The sequence below is a fragment of the Luteibacter sp. dw_328 genome (assembly GCF_018449605.1).
GTDB lineage: Bacteria > Pseudomonadota > Gammaproteobacteria > Xanthomonadales > Rhodanobacteraceae > Luteibacter.
Map to the genome: position 1 here is coordinate 859,662 of NZ_JAAVUW010000001.1, position 21,821 is coordinate 881,482.

The following is a 21,821-nucleotide window of genomic DNA, read 5'->3' on the forward strand; positions in this document are numbered from 1 at the left end:
CTGGAGCAGCATCGCGCGCGTAGCGGCATCCGCCCGCATGCCGCCTTCATCCCACAGCGGCCAGTTCACGGACAGCGTACGGCCGTGACGTTCCCCGCGCGTCACCTGACTTGCGCGGTGGTGGGCAAAGGCGTCCATGAACGCATTCGCTGCCGCATAGTCGGCCTGCCCCACGTTGCCCACCGCACCGGCGATGGACGAAAAACAGATGAAGCAATCCAGCGCCATGTCACGGCTGGCCTCATCCAGGTTCACCGTGCCAGCCACCTTCGCGGCAAGCACCTCGTGAAGCTCCTGCGGTGTCTTCCTGGCGATGTAGCTGTCGCGCACGACGCCGGCGCTGTGCACGATGCCGTCGAGGCTTTCGAATGCCTCCGGGATACCGCGAACCAACTGGGTTAGGGCGACGGCATCGGCCACGTCGACCGCGTGGTACTGAACGACGGCACCCAGGGTCTCGAGCTGGCGAATGTGCGCCGCGATCTGTTCGTTCACCATCGACCGGCCCGTCAGGATCAGCACGGGATTCCGGACCTGACGGGCGATCTCGCGCGCGAAGATCAAGCCCAGGCCGCCGGCGCCACCCGTAATCAGGTAGACCCCTTGCGCCTTCCACACACTGGAAAGAAGCGTGTCTGCGCCAGGTACGTGTTCGCGCCAGCCGGCGACCTCGCGCCGGCTTTCCGTGTATCGCACGTGTTGCGCCGGGTCGCCGTGGTTTTCCCGCAGTGCCTGGGCGATGTCCTGACCGGGCTCCACGGCAATCAACTGGCTGACGATGCGCGGGTTCTCGCGTTGCGCCGTGCGCAGCATGCCACCCAGTCCGGCCATCGCCTGACCCGCACTCTGCGTGGGCACGACCACCTGGATCAGATGCTTGCCGCTACGGCTGGCCAGCGACTGGATCTGCGCCAGAAGCGCGGCCGCTGCCGCTTCGAAGCGGTGAACCAGGTCGGGGCCGGTCTCTGGCAACAGACAGACCGCATCGGGGAAATCGGCTTCGACGTCGGGCGTGCCGCCATCGCAAAGCATGACGACATGGCTGGCGTACGCGGTGCCGGTGGTGGCACTGGGCGCCGCAGATTCCCATGCCGGCTCCATCAGCAGGGTCCGCACGGGCTTACCGGGCACCGCGACCGATGTCGCCGGTCTCAGGCTGAACTCGATGAAGCGTACGCAGACACGGCCGTGCTCGTCGCACAGATCGACATCGAGACGTTGCACGCGGTCGTCCGGCCGGGTGCCGGCGCTATATCGCACCACCGCCCACATCGCCGCCGGGCAGGCGCCGAGTATCTCCAGCCCACCCAGCGCGAAGGGCAACATCAACGTTCCGTTGCTCAGGCCGAGCGTCGCCTGCAGGGCGGCGTCGAGCAGGCTCGGATGCAGCACATAGCCACTGGTCGGTGCCGCCGGGGGCAACGCGATCCGCGCGAGAACCTGTCGCTTCCCGACAAACAGTTCAACCACACCCTGGAAGGCCGGACCGTAGTTCAGGCCGACGCGCTCGAAGCGCTCATAGCATTGCGCTGCATCGACATGCGACACGTCACATTGCGCACGGATGGCTGCGAGGTCGTGCGCCATCACGGCATCGTTCGCCGCGGCGGCAGCGGCGAACACCGAGCCCTGGCTGTACGTCACCGCTTCGCCATCATCGCCGTCGCTGTAGATGTCGAATCCGAGCTCGCCGGGCTCTTCGGGGTAGAGCGCGACGTGAAGCTCGATACCTTCGGCGCCGACGGTGACCGGCCGGATCCAGGCGACGTGCTTCAGCCGCAACGGACCGGCGCCGGCGCCCATGACTTCGCTGGCCGCCTGTCGTGCCATTTCGAGCTGTGCGACGCCCGGGAGCATACGCATGCCCTGCACCACGTGGTCGGCGAACACGAACTCGTCGCCAGTCAGTCGCGTACTGAAGCGCAGTCCGTCCACATCCGAGGTGTTCCGCTGCAACAGGGGATGCAGGACGTTCGTGATGCCACCCGCGCCTACCGAGGCTGTCGGACCCAGAGGTATCCAGTAGCGCTCGCGGGCGAACGGATACGTCGGCAGGCTGACACGGCGCGGCCGGTCGCCACTGCCGTCGTAAAGGCGCTGCCAGTCGAAGGTCAGACCCTTGACCCAGAGGTCGAGCAACTTGCCGAACTTGCCCTTGCGGATCCAGGCCTCGACGACGGCGTCCATATCCTCGTCGTCCGTGATGGCCGCCAGGGCTTCCTTGTTGCGTTTTACCTGGCCACGGTAAAGGTCGTCGATCGCGGTATCGCCGGCCGCGTAGGCCGTCAGTTTCTCGCGCAGCTCGACACGTGAACCGACGACGAGAGCGAGCCTCTCCTCCATCGGCTCCCGCCCGACCTGCAGCGTATATGCGAGATCGGCCAGCGAGATGTCCGCGTCCGACGCCAGTGCAGCCAGGAGACGTTCCACCTGTTCGCGGAGACGATCTTCGTGACGTGACGACAAGACGACCAGCGCCGGTCCCTCCGACGCACGCGACGCGGCAGGCGCCGCGTATTCCTCGATCACGACATGGGCATTCGCACCACCTGCGCCAAACGAGGAGACCCCGGCGACGCGTGGCCGTTCGCGCCGGTCCAGCACCGGTCGCGGCCATGCAGCGAGCTCCTGCTGCACGACGAACGGCGTGCCGCTGAAGTCGATATTCGGATTGAGAATGCTGGAATGCAGGCTCGGTACCAACTGCCGGTGCTTCATCTGCAGCAGCACCTTGGTCACCCCGGCGATGCCGGCGGCACTCTCGCAGTGGCCGATGTTGGACTTGGCCGAACCGATGGCACAGAACTGCGTGTCCTGCGTCCAGCTCCGGAAAGCCTTCGACAGACCGGCAATTTCTATCGGGTCGCCAAGACTGGTTCCCGTACCGTGCGCCTCGATGTAACTCACCGCTCGGGCGTCGATACCGCTTCGACGCAAGGCCTGCTCGATCACCCCGGCCTGCGCGTTCGGATTGGGCACGGTGTAACCGTTGGTCTTGCCACCGTGGTTCACCGCCGTGGCCTTGATCACGCCATAGACGTGGTCGCCATCGGCGATCGCCTGGGCTAGCGGCTTCAGCAGTACCGCACCGACGCCCTCGCCCGGCACGTAGCCCTCACCGCCTTCGCCGAAGCTCTCGCAACGGCCCTTGCCAGAGATGAACTTGCCCTGGGCCAGCATCAGGTACTTGTTCGGATGCACCGACACATTCACGCCACCGGCTACGGCAACCGAACAATCACCACGCTGCAGGCTCTGGCAGGCCAGGTGGATCGCGGTCAGCGACGACGAGCACATCGTGTCCAGCGCCATGCTGGGGCCGTTGAAGTTGCAGAAATACGAGATGCGATTGGCCACCGAGGCGGCGCTGTTCAACATCGCGACGTTGCGGCCCCTCGCCTGCTCCTGCGCGCCGTAGAGCTGGTATTCCTCATACATCACGCCGACGAATACGCCGACATTGCCCGGCCCGGCACTGGCATGCGGGGTGACGTTATCCCGGGTGTAGCCGGCATCTTCGAGCGTCGCGTGCACGCATTCGAGGAACAGGCGCTCCTGCGGATCCATCAGCTCCGCTTCGCGCGGCGAAATGTTGAAGAACAGTGGATCGAAAAGATCGACACCATCGATGAAGCCGCCCCACTTGCTATAGGTCTTGCCCGGCTTGGTGCGGTCTTCGTCGAAGTAGAGCCTATAGTCCCAACGCTCTGGCGGAATCTCAGTGATGCTGTCCTTGCCCTGGCTCAGGTTGGCCCAGAATTCCTCGAGGCTACCTGCCTGCGGATAGCGGCCCGCCAGACCGATGATCGCGATATCGCCCATCTCATCGACGGGTCGGCCCTTTGGGGTACGCGGTGCGTCCCGGGGGCTCTCCTGCACCGCGCCATAGCGGGGACGGCGTGGCACGGGCACGGTGGCCGTGGACTCCGCGTTATCCACTGTCGGCTGCGTCGCGGGCGAATCAGTAAGTGCCTCGCCCAGCACTTCGCCAAGACGTACGGCATGCTCCTGGAGAAAATAGCCAGTCAGTGCGGCGATGGTCCGGTACTCGAATAGCAGGGTCTTGGAGAGCGTCCCAAACACCTGCTCGAGCGCCCGCGTCAGGTCCATGACGAGGATCGAATCGATGCCGTAGGCTTCCATCGCCACGCGGGCGTCGATGCTGTTTGCGGGACGCTTGAGGGTGGTCGACAACAACCGGACGAAATAGCGGATGGCCTTCTCGCGAAAGCCATCGGCATGCACGGGCTGGGCCGTCGAGGGTATGGCAGCGACCGCAGGCCCGGCGACCATCAGACTCGAGGTGAAGCGGCGTATGTCACCCTCGGCCACGAGCACCTGTGGCAGTCCACTGGCGAGCGCCAGTGTCAGAGCACTGCGGCCACTCGCCGTGCGCAGCGGTATCAACCCGGTGTCCTCGGCCATGCGTTGACGCGTGCCAGCATCCACCTGCATGCCGCCCGCCTCCCACAGCGGCCAGTTCACGGACAGCGTCCGCCCATGCCGCTGTCCCTGGGCGACCTTGCCGGCGCGCTGTTGGGCAAAGGCATCCATGAAGGCATTGCCCGCGGCATAGTCGGCCTGGCCGACGTTGCCAAGCGCCCCCGAGGTCGATGAGAAGCAAACGAAACAGTCCAGTGCGAGATCGCGGCTGGCCTCGTCGAGGTTGAGCGTGCCCGATACCTTGGCGAGGAAGACATCCCGCAACTCGTCCCGGGTTTTTCGTGCCATGAAGCTGTCGCGCAGGATGCCAGCGGCGTGAAGGATGCCGGTCAGGCCACCCGAGGCGGCGTCGATCGCCCGCACCTGATCCAACACGGCGGCACGGTCACCCACATCGAGCTGGCGGTAGTGGGCAGACGCACCGAGCACTTCGAGGTCATTGATCGCGCGTCGCGTCGCCTCGGTCGACGGCGAACGCCCGGTGAGTACCAGCGTCGCACCACGGGTTTGCTCGGCAATGTCACGGGCGAAGATCAACCCGAGGCCGCCGGCACCGCCGGTAATCAGGTAAGTGCCCCCGGACTTCCACGGTGTCGGTGGCTCGGACGGCGGCTGCCATTCCGACCAGACAGCGACATGACGTACGCCTTCCCGGTAGCGAACCTGCGGGGCCGTGCCGTCGCGATTCTCGCGCAACACGTTAACGATGTCCTGCCCGGTTTCCACATGGATGACCTGGGCAGCGATCCGCGGGTTTTCTCGCTGCGCCGTACGCAGCATGCCGGCGAGGCCGGCCATGAGGCTTCCGGCGCCGTCCACCGGCACGACCAGCTGGATCAGGTGCGGGCCTGACCGACTTCCGATGGACTGGATGTATTCCAGCAGTGAGCCCGCCGCCGATTCGAAGTCTTGCGCCAACGATGTTTCGCCTGACTCGAACTCGAGGAAGGTCGCCTCCGGAAGCATCGACCGCAGGTCTGACGGAACGACTCCGAAGCCACCCGCACCGCCGCAAAGCGCGACGAGATGTTGCGCATGGCGAGGGGCATCGGTGGTCGAGGCCGCAACGGCCGTCCACGCCGGCTGCAGAAGTGCCGTCCTGGGCAGCGCATCGGAGCCCGCGCCCGGCACCGTACGCGTGACGAAACCGCCGAGGCGGACGCACACCGTGCCCTCTTCGTTGCACAGGTCGACATCGAACGTATGGCTCGCGCGGCGGCGAATGACCGCCCACAGATCACCGGTCATGGGCGCCATGACCTCGAGCGAAGCAAGCGCGAATGGCAGCCGGAGCGCGGCATCCTGCCATGCATCCTCATCGTTTGCCTCGAAAGCGATCGTTGCCTGCAACGCGGCATCGACAAGACTGGGATGAAGCACGTAATCGTCCCGGGACGATGTCACCGGTGCCGGTAGCGCAATCCGTGCAAGGGCCAGGTTCTCCCCCGTAAACATCTCACACAGCCCGCGATGTCCGGCGCCGTAGCCCAGTCCGATGCGGTCGAACAGCGCGTAGCAAGCGTCCGCCGTCCTCGGCTCGCCCGTGCATTGCCGACGTAGTTCGCCGAGGTCGTGTGACCTGCCTGGCAGGGTTTCGTCGACGGCTACCAGGTTGCCCTCGCTGAAGACCACCCCGCCATCGGCGTCGGTGTCGTCGTAGAGTTCGAAGCGGAAGCTGCCGTCACCCTCGGGGAAGAGTGCCACGTGCAAGGACCTGGGCTCGGCGCCGACGACCATGGGGCGTAGCCAGAGCACGTCCCTCATTCGATACGTACGCCCGGCGGTGACAGCGAGAGCCAGCGCGCAACGCGCCATCTCGAGCTGCGCCGCAGCGGGCAAGGTACGTGCACCCTGGACGAGGTGGTCGGCGAGAAAGAATTCGGCGCCCGTGAACCGGCTCGAGAAACGCAGACCCGAGGCCGTCGACGTGTTGCGATGGACCAGCGGATGAATGGCCGCCTCGGGCGCCGACGTGACTGATGCCCTTGCCTCCACCCAGTGTCGTTCCCGGACGAACGGATACGTCGGCAAGGCCACACGTCGACGCGAACCTGCCTCGTACCCGGCGGCCCAGAGAAAGGCTCGGCCGCCGACCCACTGCCGTGCTGTCGCCAGGAGTTCATCACGCGTGGCCGAGGCGAGCGCTGGTGGGACGCTTGCTATCTCTTCGCTGTGCGCCGCCTGGGCATCCACCGGAACCTCGCCCGCGAACACGTCATCGGCACCCGGCGTGTTCGCCAGCCACGCCTCGAGCGTCGATCGCAGGGTGTCGAAAGAATCCGTCACGAACGCGACGCGCGCGGCCATGACCTGGCGTCCTACCTGCAGCGTATAGGCCAGGTCGCACACGTCGGCGCGACGAACGTCAGCCGAGTCGATGGCGGTAAGCAACTGCTTCGCACGCTCGCGCAACACGGGCACCGTTTTTGCGGAAAGGATAACGAGAACCGGTGTATCGCCAGCGTCATCGCCGGACGACCCGCTCGCGCCCCCCAGGTACTCCTCCACGATGACGTGCGAATTCACGCCACCGAAACCAAACGAGCTGATCCCGGCACGACGCGGGATCGCCGTACCGTCCTCATGGGTGAAGGCGTGCCATGGCTGCGCCTCGGCGACGATAAAGAACGGCGTGTTGTCGAAGGAAATGCGCGGATTGAGCGTTTGGTAATGCACGAGCGGCGGAAACGTAGCGTGACGCATGCAAAGCACGGTCTTGATCAGGCCTGCCAGGCCTGCAACCGACTCCAGGTGGCCGATATTGGTCTTGACGCTGCCGATGCCACAGCCATGTTCGGCCAGCACTTCACCGCGTTCCTCTGCGACACGGGCGAACGCCATCTTCAGGCCTTCGACTTCGATCGGATCGCCCTTCGGCGTACCCGTACCATGGGCCTCGACATATCCCACCGTGCTCACCGGAACCTGCGCCTGCCGCAGTGCCTCCGCAATCACCTGGGACTGCGCGAGCGAACCAGGATAGGTCACCGTGCGGGCACGGCCTCCGTGATTCATGGCCGTGCCACGGACGACAGCGACGATCCGGTCGTTATCGGCGACCGCCTTGTCGAGCGGCTTCAGCAGCAACATCGCGGCGCCCTCGCCTCGCACGTAGCCGTTGGCCCGCTCGTCGAAGCTCTTGCAGCTGCCGTCCGGCGACAGCATGCCGGTCTTGGAGAAGGAGATGAAGTGCGTAGGGCTGCAAAGAACGCTGACGCCACCGACCAGCGCGTGATCGCATTCACCGCGGCGGATCGCATGCGCCGCCTTGTGCAGGGCGACCAGCGAACTCGAGCACGCCGTGTCGATCGGCAGGCTCGGGCCATGTAGATTCAGGAAATGCGAGATACGGTTCGGAATGAGTGCCGTGTGCGTGCCCGTCGACACATGACCCTCGATGGATTCGAGCTCACGCAGAAGGTGGTCTTTGTAGTCGAAGTTGAAGACGCCGATGTAGACACCGGTATTCGTTCCGCTAAACGCCGCCGCGTCATAACCCGCGTCTTCGATGCAGTTCCACGCCTGCTCCAGCATGATCCGCTGTTGCGGATCCATGACTTCGGCTTCGCGCGCCGACACACCGAAGAAGTCGGCATCGAAGAATTCGACACCCTCCACGAAGCCGCCCCACTTACTCGTCGTCTTGTTCTTCTCGCGGACATCGCCTGAATAGAACGCGTCCCGGTCCCAGCGGCCTTCGGGAATCTCGGTAACGCTGGACAACCCCTGTCGCAGGTTCTCCCAGAAACGCTCGTAATTCCCGGCACCGGGAAAACGGCAGGACATGCCGATGATGGCGATATCATTCATGATCGTGCCTATTGCGATGAAAGCGCGCGTAGGAACGCGTGAGATGTTCCGCCGTCGCCTCCATGATCCGAACGGCGATATCGTCCACGTGCCGGCTGGTCCACGGTTCGAGTTCGGTGCCTTTTACCCACCGGTTGAACGAGCCCAGGGCAGGACCGGTCTGGATCTGGTAGTTCACCCGGTCATCGCCCTTGCCTTCCATGGCGATGCGCGTGCAGTAGGCGAAGTACCAGCGGAACACCAGCGCCATCTTGTGCTTGGCGTTCGCCTCGGCCTTGGCGATCTCGTGCTCCAGGTTTACCGAGCGGAAGTAACTCGCCGTCTCGCTCCATATCTCGTCGAAAGTCTTCCTGAAGAACGTACCCTCCAGCTGCTGGCGGGTGCGCGCCGGTATATCGTCCAGGCTGTCGTGATGGCGATAGAGCGAAAGAAGCTTGCTCGCACGAGCGGGAAAGAACACCGACTTCTTCAGCACCTGGACCTGCGCACCCATCTCGAACATGTCGCCGGCCGGTGCGTACTCGGTGTCCTGGATATCCATCTGCTGGAGCATCGACTTTCCATCCGCGCTCATGCCCGCTTCGACCGTGCACTGGTTGATCGACCCGGTGGCGATGAAGTCCGCGCCAAGCAGGAAGGCCGCCGCCGCAGCCTCGGGGCCGCCGATGCCCCCCGCCAGGCCCATGCAAAGGGGCTCCGCATAACGATGGCTGCGCTGCATCTCGTCGCGAAGTCGAAGCATCGGCGGCAGCATGACGGCGACGATGCCGCCATCGGTGTGACCACCGGAATCGGCTTCGACGCAGATATCGTGGCTCACGGGAATACGCTGCGACCATTCCGCCTGCTGCGGCGTCACCTGGTGGCGTTCCAACAGCTTCTCCACGATAGCCATGGGCGGCGGACTCATGAAGGCCTTCGCGACTTCCGGACGGGAGACTTTCGCGATGATGCGATGGTCGCAAACCAGCTGGTTATCCGCGGACATGCGCAGGCCCTGCAGACGAAACCTGACCAGGGCCGGTGTCATCTGCATGAAAGCTGCCGCCTCGACATGACGGATCCCGTAACGGAGATAGAGGTCGACAACCGCTTCCTCCATCGCAGGGTATTCGTAGTTCGCCAGCAGGTTCATGCCGTAGGGCTGACCCTGGCGCAGCTCCGCCTGGATACGGACGATGTTCGCCTCGATCTTCTGTGGCGACAGTCCGCCGGCGCCGAAGAAGCTGAGGAATCCGGCGTTACCCATGCGCACCACCAGATCGGCCGACGCGACGCCGCGATACATCGCACCGGCCATGTAGGCGTATTTCAGACCAAAGCGCCGCTGGAACACGGCGCTGCCGAGGGAGCGCGCGTCGATCGGCCTCCCTGCCGCCGAGCCGGAAGCAGGTATCGCTTCGCCCCGTTCGAGAATCTCCCCGTCGTCGAGCATCGGCATCGGTGCGTTTCGTATCTCGGAGACCATCTTCGACAGGACGCTGGCACCCACTTCATGGAACTCGATATCGCCCTTTCCCATGACGTAACGCATCGAGTCCACCCATTGCACCGGCCTGGCGATCTGCTCCGCCAGCGTCTCGGCGATACGCGCCCCCTCGTAAGGGCGAGCGGTGGCGTTGGCGATGACGGTCACTTCGGGTGCGGTGAACGAGAACTGCCGAAGGAAGTCGGCGAACTCGGCGTGTGCCGGCTGCATGTGCCGGGAGTGGAATGGCGCACTCACGTTCAGGGTCACGCAGCGAAGGTTCAACCGCGAGAACAGTTCGGTCGCCGTGGCCAACGCCTCCTTATCGCCGGCGATGACTGTCTGGGTCGGTGTGTTGAAGTTGGCGATATCGATCTGCGTGAGGTGATGCTCGTCGAGGAGGGCCCGGACCTCGCTGGCCGGAACACCCAGGACAGCCGCCATGCCCCCGCCGCTCGCCTTGCCCATCAGCTCGCCGCGCTTCTTTACCAGCCGGACGCCCGTTTCAAAGGAGAACACACCCGCCGCCAGCAAGGCGTTGTACTCGCCGAGGCTGTGGCCGGCAAAGAAGTCCGGCGTCGCATGGGTGTTCTCTTGCTGCTGCCTGTAGTGATGTAACGCATTGACCACGAACAGCGCCGGCTGCGTGTACTCCGTCTTCGAGAGCAGCCCCTGGCTGTCGTTGAGGCAGAGATCCTCGACGGAATAGCCAAGGATGTCGGACGCCTGCCTGACCTCTTCGGGAAAAAGCGGAAAGAGATCCTTGCCCATGCCCCTGAACTGGGAACCCTGGCCCGGGAAAATGACTGCCTTCATCGTGCGTGACTCCGCCAATGACATCAAACGATCCATGTCGCCTCCGAAAGGCGACATGACGTGGTGTATCCGGGATTTCGAATGTGCCGGCAGCGCGTACTTCAGGAACGTCCCCATCGTTCCGGCCGGACTGACATCGATATAGCGGCAGCTGCCCTGCGATTCGACCAGTTCGAGGGTTTCGAGAAGGAGAACCGGGTCACGAACGGCCGACCAGAAATGATCGGCAGGCAACGCACGCGACAGAGTGACGGCTGCGCAGCAGGCGATAGGCACGTCGCCTCGTCGAAGCGGAAGGTTATGCAGGAACCCTGCATACGACATCCTGGCGCCGTCGATCCAGCGCGAATGAAAGGCGTACCTCACCGGCAGGCGGAGCGAGCTCAGGCCATGACGGTGGATATGACGCTCGATGGCATCGACGTTCCGTTCGGGTGCCGAGAGGATCGAGTGCGTGGCGAAGTTGCGCGCCCCGAGTTCGCACAGCTCGAGCAGGTCGGACGTCAGGTAGCGCTCCGGCGCGCCCATCACAGCGATCATGCGCCCCGGCTCGGCATGTGCCTCCACGGCGAGCGCCTGTTCGATCACGGCGAGCAAGGCGGTGTCGGCGTCGATGCACCCCGCAACAGCCGCGGCAGCGAACGAGCCGAGGCTCGCCCCCAGGACCCCATCCACCCGGATGCCTCGTTCCATCAACGACACGGCCAACGCGTGTTCCACCATGAAGATGGCGCAATGGCTATGCAGAAGCCGGTCGAAGGGTGTCTCCCGCGTGTTGTGCTCGGCGAAAAGGACGGACAAGACCGACTCGCCACAGCGCTCGCGCACGATGCGATCCGCGTGTTGCATGGTGGAACGAAACACCGGATCGCGCTCGAACAGCTCCCTCCCCATCTGAAAGTGATGAGATCCCTGTCCCGCGAAAAGAAGGATGGTCTTCACAAGGTATGTCCGTAACCGGGCCGTGGGTCCGCCTCCGGATCGCGTGCGCGCATCCGGAATTCATGGCATACCGCGCATCCACTCCCCCCGGGGGCGTGCGGACAACCAGCTACCGCGCAGCCACTAATGTGGCTGCAGGGACTCCATCTGGCGGCGAAGTGAAAGTGGACGCATGTCGGTCCATACCTCGCTGATGAATGCAAGACAGATCTCTTTCGAACCCTGCTTGCCGGCCTTCGTCCAGCCCTCGGGCAGCGCCTTGGGTGCCGGCCAGATCGAATACTGCCCTTCCTCGTTGACGACGACGTCATACGTCACTTCTGACGGACTCACACTGCTAGACATGCGTACTCCTCTGCAAACGAAGGGCGCCATCGCGGTGACGGTGCGATGGACGTCTCAGTACATGGAAACGATGACTTTGATCAGGATGATGGTTGCCGCGGAGCCCATGGTCCGCCGAAAACATGTCGCTTTGTTGGCAGTGCCACCCCTGAATCCCTTCACGAATCGGCGCGGTTCAGAACCGCGCCATCGATCCCCTGACGGCCTTATTCTTCGAAGAAGATCGAAGGCTTTGCAAGCAGCAAGTTCTTGCGAAGTTCACTTAGATGATTTTCGCGAAGTTCATGCAAATACGGCAAATAGCTTGCTTTTTCAGGCATTCGCGGCAGAGCGACCCAATCGCAAGGATGTGACGCGAAGGCATACCGCCACCACGCCGACGGGCCATGCGAGCCACGTCATGCCGATGGCGTAAATCGCGAGCGCGGCGAATAGCAGAGCGACAAATACATATTCGGCAAGCCATGCCCATGCACGCCGGCGCGATACGCTTGGCGTGTGATTCGCTATCAGCGCGGGATAACCCCATGTCAGCGCGAGGGCGAAATACGTCGCCGACAACACCATCGCATAAGCGACCATGCCGGCGCGCGAGGTCGTGTCCATATTCACGAGGAAGAACCGTACAACCACGGGCAGCAAGCCGATCATGCTGAGCAGCAGAAGGTTGAGCCAGGTGGTCGGCGCGTCAACCGAATGCAGATGCGCCAGGTTGCGGCGGTGGGCGACCCACACGGCGGCGATGATCAGGAAGCTCATGAAATAGACGGCCAAAGGCATGGCCCATACCTGGAACAAGGTCTTCCCGGCTTCCATTTCGGGATGAAGTTCCACGGCGGAAAGCGTCAGTGCAATGGCAAACACGCCATCGGACATCATGGTCAAACGGTCGAGATGACGAAGCCTTACGCGCTCTTCCGACAGTCCTGACGGATTCGGTTCCATGCCCTTCCCCTAAATGTTTCCCCGCGCCATCATGCCCTAACCTCAGTTCCTCTGATCGACCCCGCCCTCACGGAATCAACCCAGCCGTCCGCATCGCCCCGATGGCCTGGTCGTAAACCGCCACATCACTCCGGCTGCGCGCAATCAACTGCGCCCCTTCCACCGCAGCAAAAATCGCCAGCGCCCTAGCCTGCCTTTGTGCCAGCGGAACACGCGGTTCGTCTCGCTCGAGGGCTTTCCCCAGCCACTCGACGTTGACCTCGGCGAAGCGCTCCACTTCCGCCTGCACCTCGGCGGGAAGTTCGTCGCGCTCGGCCGCCAGGACACCACACATGCACATGCGGTTCTCGTTCACGAGCGCGGCGCGGAACACGCCGACGTACTTCGTCATGAAAGCCGCGGCGTCCGCTGTCTCCCCGAGCACATCGGCAAGGTAGGCCGCCATCTCGTCCGTATAGCCCCGGGCCAGTTCGGAGCCCAACGCCCCCTTGGTCGGGAAGTGGTAGTGCACGCTCGCGCTCTTCACGCCCACCGACGCCGCGACATCACGGAAGCTCAGGGCGGAGTAACCGCGCGACTGCACCATTTTCCGGGCGACGGAAAGGATGGACTGGCGGGTGTCTGGGGAACTCATGGCGGTGTCCTAGAGACTATCTATCGATAGATAGGGGTTGACAGCGCGAAAAGCAAGGTGCACTGTCTATCTATCACTAGATAGGTAACTTTCATGAAGATCCACGACATCCCCGGTTTCCCCAATCCGCTCCGCGTCCGTATCGTCCTGGCTGAGAAGGGCCTGTTCGACAAGGTCGAGTTCGTCAAAGTCGACCTCCCGGCCGCCGAACACAAGCAGCCCGCCTTCCTCGCCATCAACCCGACGGGCACGGTGCCCGTGCTTGAGCTCGACGACGGCACCTATATCTCCGAGTGCACGGCTATTACGGAGTACCTCGACAACCTCGATGGCCATCCGACCCTGACCGGCGTCACGCCGCTGGAGAAGGCCACCATCCACATGATGCAGAAGCGTGCGGAGTCCGAGCTGATCGACGCTATCGGCATCTACTTTCATTACGCCACTGATGGCTTGGGTGCAGGGCTTCTTCCGTACAAGAGCCCCGAGTGGGAAGGCCGTGATCGTTGGGGTCAGATGCACCGTGAGAAGGCCGAGGCGGGCATGCGGTACTTCAACGAGGTGTTGAAGACTCAGCCTTACGTTGCCGGTGCGAACTTCTCGATGGCCGATACGACGGTGATTGGCGGGTTGTTGTTTGCTGCTTATGCGCAGATTCCGGTGCCTGAGTCGTTGACGGCGCTGGTGGCGTGGAAAGCGCGGGTGGATGTGCGTGAGAGTGTCAGGATGGCGTCCGCGGGGTAAGAGCATCGCCCTCGTGCGTTCATTCCACGAGGAGGGTGATGGGCTATCGGCCCATCACCTTTTTCGTTTAGCCATATCAGCCACGCAGGTTCTGCACGACTACTTCGGGCGAACGGTCTTGAATGAGGCTCTGATTTCCGAGACGAATTCGTCCGGCTGCTCCCACGCGGCGAAATGCCCACCCTTCGGAAGCGTGTTGAAGTGGATCAGCTTCGGAAACGCCTTCACCGCCCAGCTCTTCGGAGCCGCGTAGATTTCGTCGGGGAACACGCTCACCGCCACCGGAATGGTGATGTGCTTGGGCTCGAAGAACGCCAGCTTGTTCTCCCAGTAGAGTCGGGCCGACGACACCGCGGTATGCGTCAGCCAGTAGAGCGTGACGTTGTCGAGGATATCGTCGCGGGAAAGCCCCTCGGACTGGCCGTCGAAGACGCGGGTGATCAGTGCATAGCTGCGTGCATCGTGGTCGAGCATCCAGGCCGCCAGGCCGACCGGCGAGTCCTCGAGTCCATAAAGCGTCTGTGGACGATTGGTCATCTCCTGCGCATAGCCAAGACCATGCTTGTAGAAGAAGTCGAGCATGTCATAGGCATTCTTTTCGTCGGGCGCCAGCCCTGCCGGTGCGGGAGCGCCGGCCGCGAGGTCCTTGGCGATGTCATCGGGCACCGTCGCCGGCATGTTGGTATGGATGGCGAGCAGTTCCGGTGGCGCCTGCACACCCATCTGCTCCGTCACGGCATCGCCCCAGTCACCGCCCTGGGCGACGAAATGCTTGTAGCCAAGCCGCTTCATCAGGATGGTCCAGGCGCGCGCGATGTGCTGCGGATCCCAGCCGACGACGGTGGGTTTACCCGAGAAGCCATAGCCCGGCAGTGACGGGACCACGACATCGAAGGCATCCGACGCCTTGCCACCGTGCGCCGTCGGGTTGGCCAACGGATCGATGACTTTCATCTGTTCGATGATGGATCCCGGCCAGCCATGGGTAATGATGATCGGCAGGGCGTTCTTGTTCTTCGATTTCACGTGGATGAAGTGGATATCCACGCCATCGATGGTGGTCACGAACTGCGGCAGCGCGTTCAACCGTGCCTCGACCTTTCGCCAGTCGTAACCCGACTGCCAGTAGTCGGCCAGCTTGCGCAACGTCGCGATCTGCACGCCCTGCGTCGCGTCGGGCACGAGCTCCGGGCTCGGCCAACTGGTAGCGGCTATGCGGCGATGCAGGTCCTGGAGGGCCTCGTCGGAAAAATGGATCTTCGGGAACGGACGGATCGACGTGTCTTCCGCCTGCCCCGCCGCTTGCATGGGTGGAGCACCGGCGGCGTGGCTGGGTGTTGGCAGGACGGTACAGACGGCTCCGGCAATCACCGCTGCCGTCAGGAATTGCAAACGCGTGGACCGCATGAAGTGTGACGCCATGACAATACCCCTCCGTTTGAGATCGGATCTGCCTGCCCGTTACCAACACGCTTGTGAGCGTCCCCGATAGGTGAACCGTGCGTCTTGGCGACGCCCCCGCCGGTTTGAACGTGACGAGCTTGCGAAGCCGGCTTATACCTGCGGATGATTGCCAGCGCGAAAAACCGGGCGTTACAGTGATGAGCGGGGGGTCGCTGTGGAGGTATTCCATGAAGATTCTGATGGTGCTCACGTCGCACGACACCCTGGGAAACACGGGGCGCAAGACCGGCTTCTGGCTCGAGGAATTCGCGGCGCCCTATTACGTGTTCACCGATGCCGGCGTGTCGGTCACCGTGGCCTCGCCCAAGGGTGGGCAGCCGCCCATCGATCCGAAAAGCGACGACCCGGCCAATCAGACGCCCGCGCAAACGCGCTTCAAAGCCGATCCCGCCGCGCTCAAGGTGCTCGCCAATACGGTCAAGCTCGACAGCGTCGCAGCGAAAGACTTCGACACCGTCTTCTATCCCGGCGGTCATGGCCCGATGTGGGATCTCGCCGAAGACCCGGCGTCGATCGCCCTGATCGAAGCCTTCTACAACGCCGATAAACCCGTCGCCACCGTTTGCCATGCACCCGGTGTACTGCACCACGTGAAGTACAAGGGCGAGCCGATCGTCAAGGGCAAACGGGTAACAGGATTCACCAACGAAGAGGAAGAAGAGGTGGGACTCACCAAGGTGGTGCCCTTCCTGGTCGAAGACGAGCTGATCCGTCTCGGTGGCAAGTTCGAGAAGGTCGCCAACTGGCAACCCTTCACCATCACCGACGGCCACCTGATCACCGGGCAGAACCCGGGATCGTCGACCGTGACCGCCAAGGCGTTGCTCGCCTTGATGGCCACATTGCAGAAAGCCTAGGCGGTGAGACTTACCGATGCTTCGGTGGTCAGCGAAAGGAACGTAAAGGTCTCCTGCAGATACAGGCGAACGTCTTTCGCGTCGTGCGAGTCGTAACCGATCGAGACGTCCTGACCCAGGTGCAGCTCAAAGTCGCCTCCGCGGGCCGTGGTGAGTACGCCACCCTCGATCGCCGGTGCCCAGACGATGCCGCCATTGAGCATGGCGTGCAGCTCACGAAACACGGGGTAGCCTTCGTCGGTTGCCCCGTTGAGATCCGCATACGCCTTGGCACCGATGGCCAGCTTGTAGGGACCGTTCACGCCCGCAAGGCGTAGTTCGTTCAGGGCCTGCGCGACCGCTACCGGATACGCCGTGAGGTCGGCCGGCAGCGCGATCGCCTTGTTGCTGGTCGTGTTGCGGATGCCGGCGATGCCCGCCGCGGCGTAACCGTCAAAAACAGCGCGATCTTCCGCGAAGGCCAGTTGCTTGGCGGCATCCTTCAGCGGCTGAAGATCCGGATCGTTGGAGCCGCGCGCCACATCGTCCAGATCCTGTCGCGAAAGGACGAACGGCACACGCAGCTCCACCATTGCCGCCACCTGGCGCTGCCGCGCCTGGATGCCGTCGTTCGGTGTCTCGATGCTGCGCGTGTGCCCCGTACCGACGCCGGGATAGTCGTAGCCCTTCGGCCCGACGACATCGACGATACGCCGTGCCGCCATGTATTCCTTCAGCGTGCGCTTGGCTTCGTCTTCGATCTGTTCCCAGGCACCGCCGCTGATGGGTGCGAGTTCGCGAAACAGGTTATTCATGCGTGTTCTCCGTCTTTAGCGAACCGATACCGAGTGAACCATCCGATGCGCGTGGGGTGCTGTCTTGTCCGTTCGCATCGTTCTGGCGGCTTGCCTGTGCCGCCGGTGCGTCCGGGATGCCGTCGAGGAACGTCGCCGAGGGCACGAAGAACAGGCTGCCGCTCACTGCCGTGCTGAAGTCGAGCAACCGGTCGTAGTTGCCGGGTGGCTTGCCGACGAACATATTGGTGAGCATCTGTTCCGTGCGCGCCGGTGAACGGGCGTAGCCGATGAAATAGGTGCCGAACTCGCCCTTCCCTACCTCGCCGAACGGCATGTTGTCGCGCACGATGTCGAGCTCGACGCCATCTTCCACGATGGAGGTGAGCACGTTGTGCGCGTAGGACGGCTTCACCGCGTCGTCCAGTTCGATGTTGGTCTGTTTCTGCCGGCCGATGATGCGTTCCTGGGCCTCGACAGGCACGGCGTTCCAGCGCTTCAGGTCATGCAGGTACTTCTGCACGATGACGTAGCTACCACCAAGGAAAGCGGCATCTTCGTCACCAATAACCGCGGCCTCGATCGCATCGGCGTCCTGCGGATTCTCCGTGCCGTCGACGAAGCCGATCAGGTCGCGGTCGTCGAAGTACTTGAAACCGTGCACCTCGTCGAGCGTGGCGACCGCGTCGCCAAGGCGCGACATGATCTGCGCGGCAAGCTCGAAACAGAGGTCCTCACGCGTCGCGCGGATGTGCAGGAGGATGTCGCCGGGCGTCGATACCGCGCGGTGCACGCCGTTGATTTCCTTGAACGTGTGGAGCTCGGCCGGGCGCGGTCCGGCGAAAAGGCGATCCCAGACCTCCGAGCCGAAACCCATCACGCACGTCAGCCGGCCATCGAGGTCGCGAAAACCCACGGCCCGCAGCAGGCCGGCGAGATCGCCGCAGAGCGAGCGCACTGCCTCTTCGGCGCTGTTACCGGGATTGACCTTGAGGACAAGGAAGATGGCCGACCGCGTAAGCGTGGCGACGACGGGTTGCGCAACGACGGTAGCCACGAAGGGCTCCTTTCCACGGAAGGACGTAAAGCGGTCATTCTCGTCCGAGCCCATGCCAACAGACAAGACATTGCGGAGCCAGGAGGGTAATTTCAGCGCATTGCCGTGACATCACCTATCGCCCGGAGCAAGCTCATGAGTCACCTACCGCCATTCGATTACCTGACCTCGTCCGCACGCTGGTTCGGCACGGAAGGCGCCAAGCTCAACCAGACCGCAAGGCGCGTGCTCGAGCGGGCCACCCGCCGGGTGACGGTCACCGAAGACATCAACCAGCGCCTGGACGCCAAGAGCACCTATGGTCAGCGGCTCGCCGACAAGGTCGCGGCGTTCGGCGGCTCATGGACCTTCATCATCATCTTCGTGGCCATCCTGGTCGCGTGGGTGATCTTGAACAGCCTGCTGCTTGGCCGGACCGCCGTCGATCCATACCCCTATATCTTCCTCAACCTGATGCTGTCCATGCTCGCCGCGTTCCAGGCGCCGGTCATCATGATGAGCCAGAACCGCCAGTCCGCGAAGGATCGCGAGATGGCCGCATACGATTACGAAGTGAACCTGAAGGCCGAGGTGGAGATCCTGGCCTTGCACGAGAAGCTGGATGCGCTTCGCAACGAGCAGGTCATGCAACTCCTCGCCCAACAGCAGGCCCAGATCGACCTGCTCACCCGGCTGATCAAGGAAGGCGACCGATAGGACGCCTCAGGCGTCCATTTCATCGCACGCCTGCGCCATCGCACCGGGATGCGTCTGGTCGCAGGGGCGGTTGGGAATCACCGGCTCGGTCTTCGGCGCAAGACGCGTGACGATGTCCGCACCGGCGCTCAATGTCTTGCCCACCGGGCAGCGATCCGCCATGGCGAGCAGGCGCGCTTCCTGCGCCTCGTCGAGCGAGCCTTCGATATAGAGCGCTCGCTCGAACGTGTCACGACCGGTGATCGCATCACGGCGATGCGTGACCGCCACCTGCACGTCGGTCAAGGCGAGACCCTTGCGCCGCGCATACAGGCCGAGCGTCATCGCCGTGCAGGCGCCCAGAGCGGCGCTCAGCAGGTCGTACGGCGTCGGCCCCGAGGCGAGGCCGCCCATGGCCAGCGGCTCATCGACGAAGAACGAAGGACCCTGTGCGCTCACCCGCACCTGGAACTCCCCCTGGCCGGTAGGCTGGACGATGACGGGTTGGGACGTCATGGATGGCGCTCCTCAGGAAGCCGAGCCGATCGACTCGAGCCACAGCGCCACGGCGAAGGCGCCGGGATCCGCGTGGCCCAGCGTGCGCTCGCCCAGATAGGACGAACGGCCCAGTCGCGGCCGCATCGTTTTGGTCGCCTCGACGCCGCCATGCGCCGCCTCGATCGCCGCCTGCAGGATCGCCGGCGGGGCGTCGCCACGTGCGATGGCGGCATCCAGCGCGTCCGCGGCAGGGATCAGCGCGTCGAGCATGGTGCGATCCCCCGCCTTGCCGCCGCCCAACGTCTGTACACCGTCGATGCCCGCGCGGAAGGCCGCGGCCCAGGCTTCCGGCGAATCCGCCTCGTCGCGCTCGGCGAGATGGCTCGCACCGCGCACGATGAAGGCGGCATACAGCGGACCGGAGGTGCCGCCCAGTTCACGACGCAGGATCGAGGCAATCGCCTGCAAGGCCGCGGCCGGATGGTCCTTGTCGAGTTCGGGAACCGCCGCGTCGATGCCTCGCGCACCGCGCGCCAGACTGAGGCCGATGTCGCCATCGCCCACGACGGCATCCAGTTCGGTCAGTTCGTGCTCCGCCTTCTGCAAGGCAGCGGTGATGGCACGGAGCGCGGCCGTGAAGCTCGCCGAACGCCCGGCTTGCTTCCAGGCGGGTCCTGCGGACAATGCGGCCTGCTTGGCCGTGCGTGCCTCGACGCTGGAGGCCTCAGTCACCGGATGGGTCGGGGCGCTCCAGGCACCCGCTGTCGCGGGCGCAAGCAGGCGTTCGCGACGTTGTTCGTCCAGCCGCATCAGGCTGAGCGAACAGCCGGGCATCTCCAGTGCTGTCAGGAAGGTGCCGACCTGCACCATGGCAACCTCGATGTTTGCCGCAGCCAGCCGCTTGAGTGCGTGACGGGCGACGATACCCAGTTCCTGCACGGCCGTGCCGCCGAGGTTGTTGACGAGCAGCGCGACACGTTCGTTTGCCCGAAGCTTGCTGCGCTCCAGCAACCGGTCGAGCAAGGTATCGAGCATCGCATCGGCCTTGGCGATCGGGCCGCGCTTGGCGCCTCGCTCGCCGTGGATGCCGAGGCCGTATTCCACTTCGGTATCGGAAAGTTCGAAGCCCGGCGTGCCGGCGGCAGGCACGATACACGCGCCCAGCCCCAGGCCCATGGTGAAGACCGCATCGATCGCGGCCTGCGCCTCCCGCTTCACCTCGGCCAGCGAAAGACCGGCTTCCGCAGCGGCTCCTGCCACCTTGTGCACGAGGACCGTGCCGGCGATACCACGAGCACCGACCGCGCCGTCGCCGGTATCCAGCGCGACATCGTCGGCGACCACGACCAGATCGACCGTGACGCCAGTGGCGCGCGCGAGCTCGGCCGCCAGGCCGAAGTTGAGCCGGTCGCCGGTGTAGTTCTTGACGATGAGCAGTACGCCGCCCGGGCCGGCCACGGCGAGGATCGCCGCAAGCACGGCGTCGACGCTGGGTGAGGTGAAGACTTCACCCACCACGGCCGCGGTGAGCATGCCCTGGCCGATATAGCCCGCATGAGCCGGCTCGTGACCAGCGCCGCCGCCTGAAATGAGGCCCACCTTCCCCGAGGCGGCATGCTGTGCGTAGTCCCGACGAAGCACGACGTTTTCGCCAGCGATGCGGGTGAGTCGGTCATCGGCGAGGACGAGGCCCTCGATCATTTCGCTGACGACGTGCAGGGGATCGTTGATGAGTTTCTTCACGTATCGTTCCTCGAGGCAGGTTCACGAACGCGCCCGACCGGGGCCGGGCAAGTGCCGGAAGTCTGGCATACATTGCCGCCGCCCGGCGTTGACGCTGCATGTCATTGACGTGATCATCCATTGATTCCGCCAGGGCAACACAGTCTTGCCATCAGGGGCGCTTTCTTGCGCGCGCGGTTTCAAATAAAACCTCAAGGGTCTACCCACCGTCCGAAAGAAAGGAGTTCCATGAAGAGCATCGGCTATCGTACGTTCCTGCTGGGCGCCGCCGTGACCCTGTTCGCCACCGCCACTGTACCCACGCATGCCCAGGGCACCACGGCCAGCATGTTCGGCCAGGGTCCGGCCGGTGGCGTCGTCACCGCCAGGAGCGATACCGGCGCGCAGCGCCACGCGACCATCAGCGACAGTGGCCGCTACAAGATCGCGCCGATCCCCATGGGCACCTATACCGTCACCCTCGAGAAAGACGGCAAGGTGGTGGACACGCGCAACAAGATCACCCTTACCGTCGGCAAGGGCGCGGAGATCGACTTCGCGTGCGAGAACGATAAGTGCGCGGCCGGTAGCTGATCCCTTCCGCCATGGTTGTCCGTCAGGGCTGCCC

The 21,821-nt window shown here is 63.9% G+C and carries 14 protein-coding genes (1 of these 14 only partly in view); 4 read left to right on the top strand and 10 right to left on the bottom strand.

Translation table 11 applies throughout. From position 1 onward, the window contains the following. The 5 genes from HB634_RS03690 to HB634_RS03710 all read right to left on the bottom strand — a co-directional run. Positions 1-8,253, bottom strand: partial view of a non-ribosomal peptide synthetase gene (locus HB634_RS03690; RefSeq protein ID WP_213947589.1) — the start only. Its footprint begins 23,790 nt before the window's first position; the window shows 8,253 of its 32,043 coding nt (coding positions 1-8,253); it begins with the start codon at positions 8,251-8,253; the stop codon falls past the left edge of the window. After that, a complete protein-coding gene (gene fabD / locus HB634_RS03695; RefSeq protein WP_213947590.1) occupies positions 8,246-11,479 on the bottom strand; it encodes an ACP S-malonyltransferase in 3,234 nt (1,077 codons plus the stop codon). Before fabD ends, HB634_RS03690 begins: the two co-directional genes overlap by 8 nt. Positions 11,480-11,602: 123 nt before the next feature. Continuing rightward, a complete protein-coding gene (locus tag HB634_RS03700; RefSeq protein ID WP_063573881.1) occupies positions 11,603-11,824 on the bottom strand; it encodes an MbtH family NRPS accessory protein in 222 nt (73 codons plus the stop codon). Between the two features lie 312 nt (positions 11,825-12,136). Continuing rightward, positions 12,137-12,769, bottom strand: a complete 633-nt coding sequence (locus HB634_RS03705; RefSeq protein ID WP_213947591.1) for a TMEM175 family protein — start codon at positions 12,767-12,769, stop codon at positions 12,137-12,139. A gap of 67 nt (positions 12,770-12,836) precedes the next feature. Next, a complete protein-coding gene (locus HB634_RS03710; protein ID WP_213947592.1) occupies positions 12,837-13,403 on the bottom strand; it encodes a TetR/AcrR family transcriptional regulator in 567 nt (188 codons plus the stop codon). Between the two features lie 93 nt (positions 13,404-13,496). On the opposite strand from HB634_RS03710, the gene HB634_RS03715 reads away from it, so the two are divergent. Further along, positions 13,497-14,147 carry a glutathione S-transferase family protein gene (locus tag HB634_RS03715; protein WP_063571713.1) on the top strand — a complete coding sequence of 217 codons (651 nt, stop codon included), beginning with the start codon at positions 13,497-13,499 and terminating at the stop codon, positions 14,145-14,147. A 99-nt stretch (positions 14,148-14,246) separates the two neighbouring features. Here HB634_RS03715 and HB634_RS03720 read toward each other — a convergent pair whose 3' ends face one another. Further along, the gene (locus HB634_RS03720; protein ID WP_213947593.1) at positions 14,247-15,569 is read right to left on the bottom strand and encodes an epoxide hydrolase family protein; all 1,323 of its coding nucleotides are present in this window, start codon (positions 15,567-15,569) and stop codon (positions 14,247-14,249) included. Positions 15,570-15,778: 209 nt separating this feature from the next. On the opposite strand from HB634_RS03720, the gene HB634_RS03725 reads away from it, so the two are divergent. Then, complete coding sequence (locus tag HB634_RS03725; protein WP_213947594.1) at positions 15,779-16,468, top strand: type 1 glutamine amidotransferase domain-containing protein; 690 nt, start codon at positions 15,779-15,781, stop codon at positions 16,466-16,468. Here the strand turns inward: HB634_RS03725 and HB634_RS03730 are convergent. Both HB634_RS03730 and HB634_RS03735 read right to left on the bottom strand, forming a co-directional pair. Beyond that, a complete protein-coding gene (locus tag HB634_RS03730; protein WP_213947595.1) occupies positions 16,465-17,262 on the bottom strand; it encodes a family 1 encapsulin nanocompartment shell protein in 798 nt (265 codons plus the stop codon). The genes HB634_RS03725 and HB634_RS03730 overlap by 4 nt on opposite strands. Continuing rightward, positions 17,255-18,298, bottom strand: a complete 1,044-nt coding sequence (locus tag HB634_RS03735; protein ID WP_213947596.1) for a Dyp-type peroxidase — start codon at positions 18,296-18,298, stop codon at positions 17,255-17,257. The genes HB634_RS03730 and HB634_RS03735 overlap by 8 nt, the downstream gene beginning before the upstream one ends. 135 nt (positions 18,299-18,433) lie before the next feature. Here HB634_RS03735 and HB634_RS03740 point away from each other — a divergent pair, with 135 nt between their 5' ends. Beyond that, positions 18,434-18,994: a DUF1003 domain-containing protein gene (locus HB634_RS03740; RefSeq protein ID WP_063572465.1), complete on the top strand. Its 561-nt coding sequence runs from the start codon at positions 18,434-18,436 to the stop codon at positions 18,992-18,994. A gap of 6 nt (positions 18,995-19,000) precedes the next feature. Here HB634_RS03740 and HB634_RS03745 read toward each other — a convergent pair whose 3' ends face one another. Together HB634_RS03745 and dhaL are read right to left on the bottom strand one after the other, a co-directional pair. After that, complete coding sequence (locus HB634_RS03745) at positions 19,001-19,489, bottom strand: OsmC family protein (protein ID WP_213947597.1); 489 nt, start codon at positions 19,487-19,489, stop codon at positions 19,001-19,003. A 12-nt stretch (positions 19,490-19,501) separates the two neighbouring features. Beyond that, positions 19,502-21,214: a dihydroxyacetone kinase subunit DhaL gene (dhaL, locus tag HB634_RS03750; RefSeq protein ID WP_213947598.1), complete on the bottom strand. Its 1,713-nt coding sequence runs from the start codon at positions 21,212-21,214 to the stop codon at positions 19,502-19,504. Between the two features lie 228 nt (positions 21,215-21,442). Here dhaL and HB634_RS03755 point away from each other — a divergent pair, with 228 nt between their 5' ends. Beyond that, positions 21,443-21,787: a carboxypeptidase-like regulatory domain-containing protein gene (locus HB634_RS03755; RefSeq protein WP_082879130.1), complete on the top strand. Its 345-nt coding sequence runs from the start codon at positions 21,443-21,445 to the stop codon at positions 21,785-21,787. Positions 21,788-21,821 lie beyond the last annotated feature (34 nt).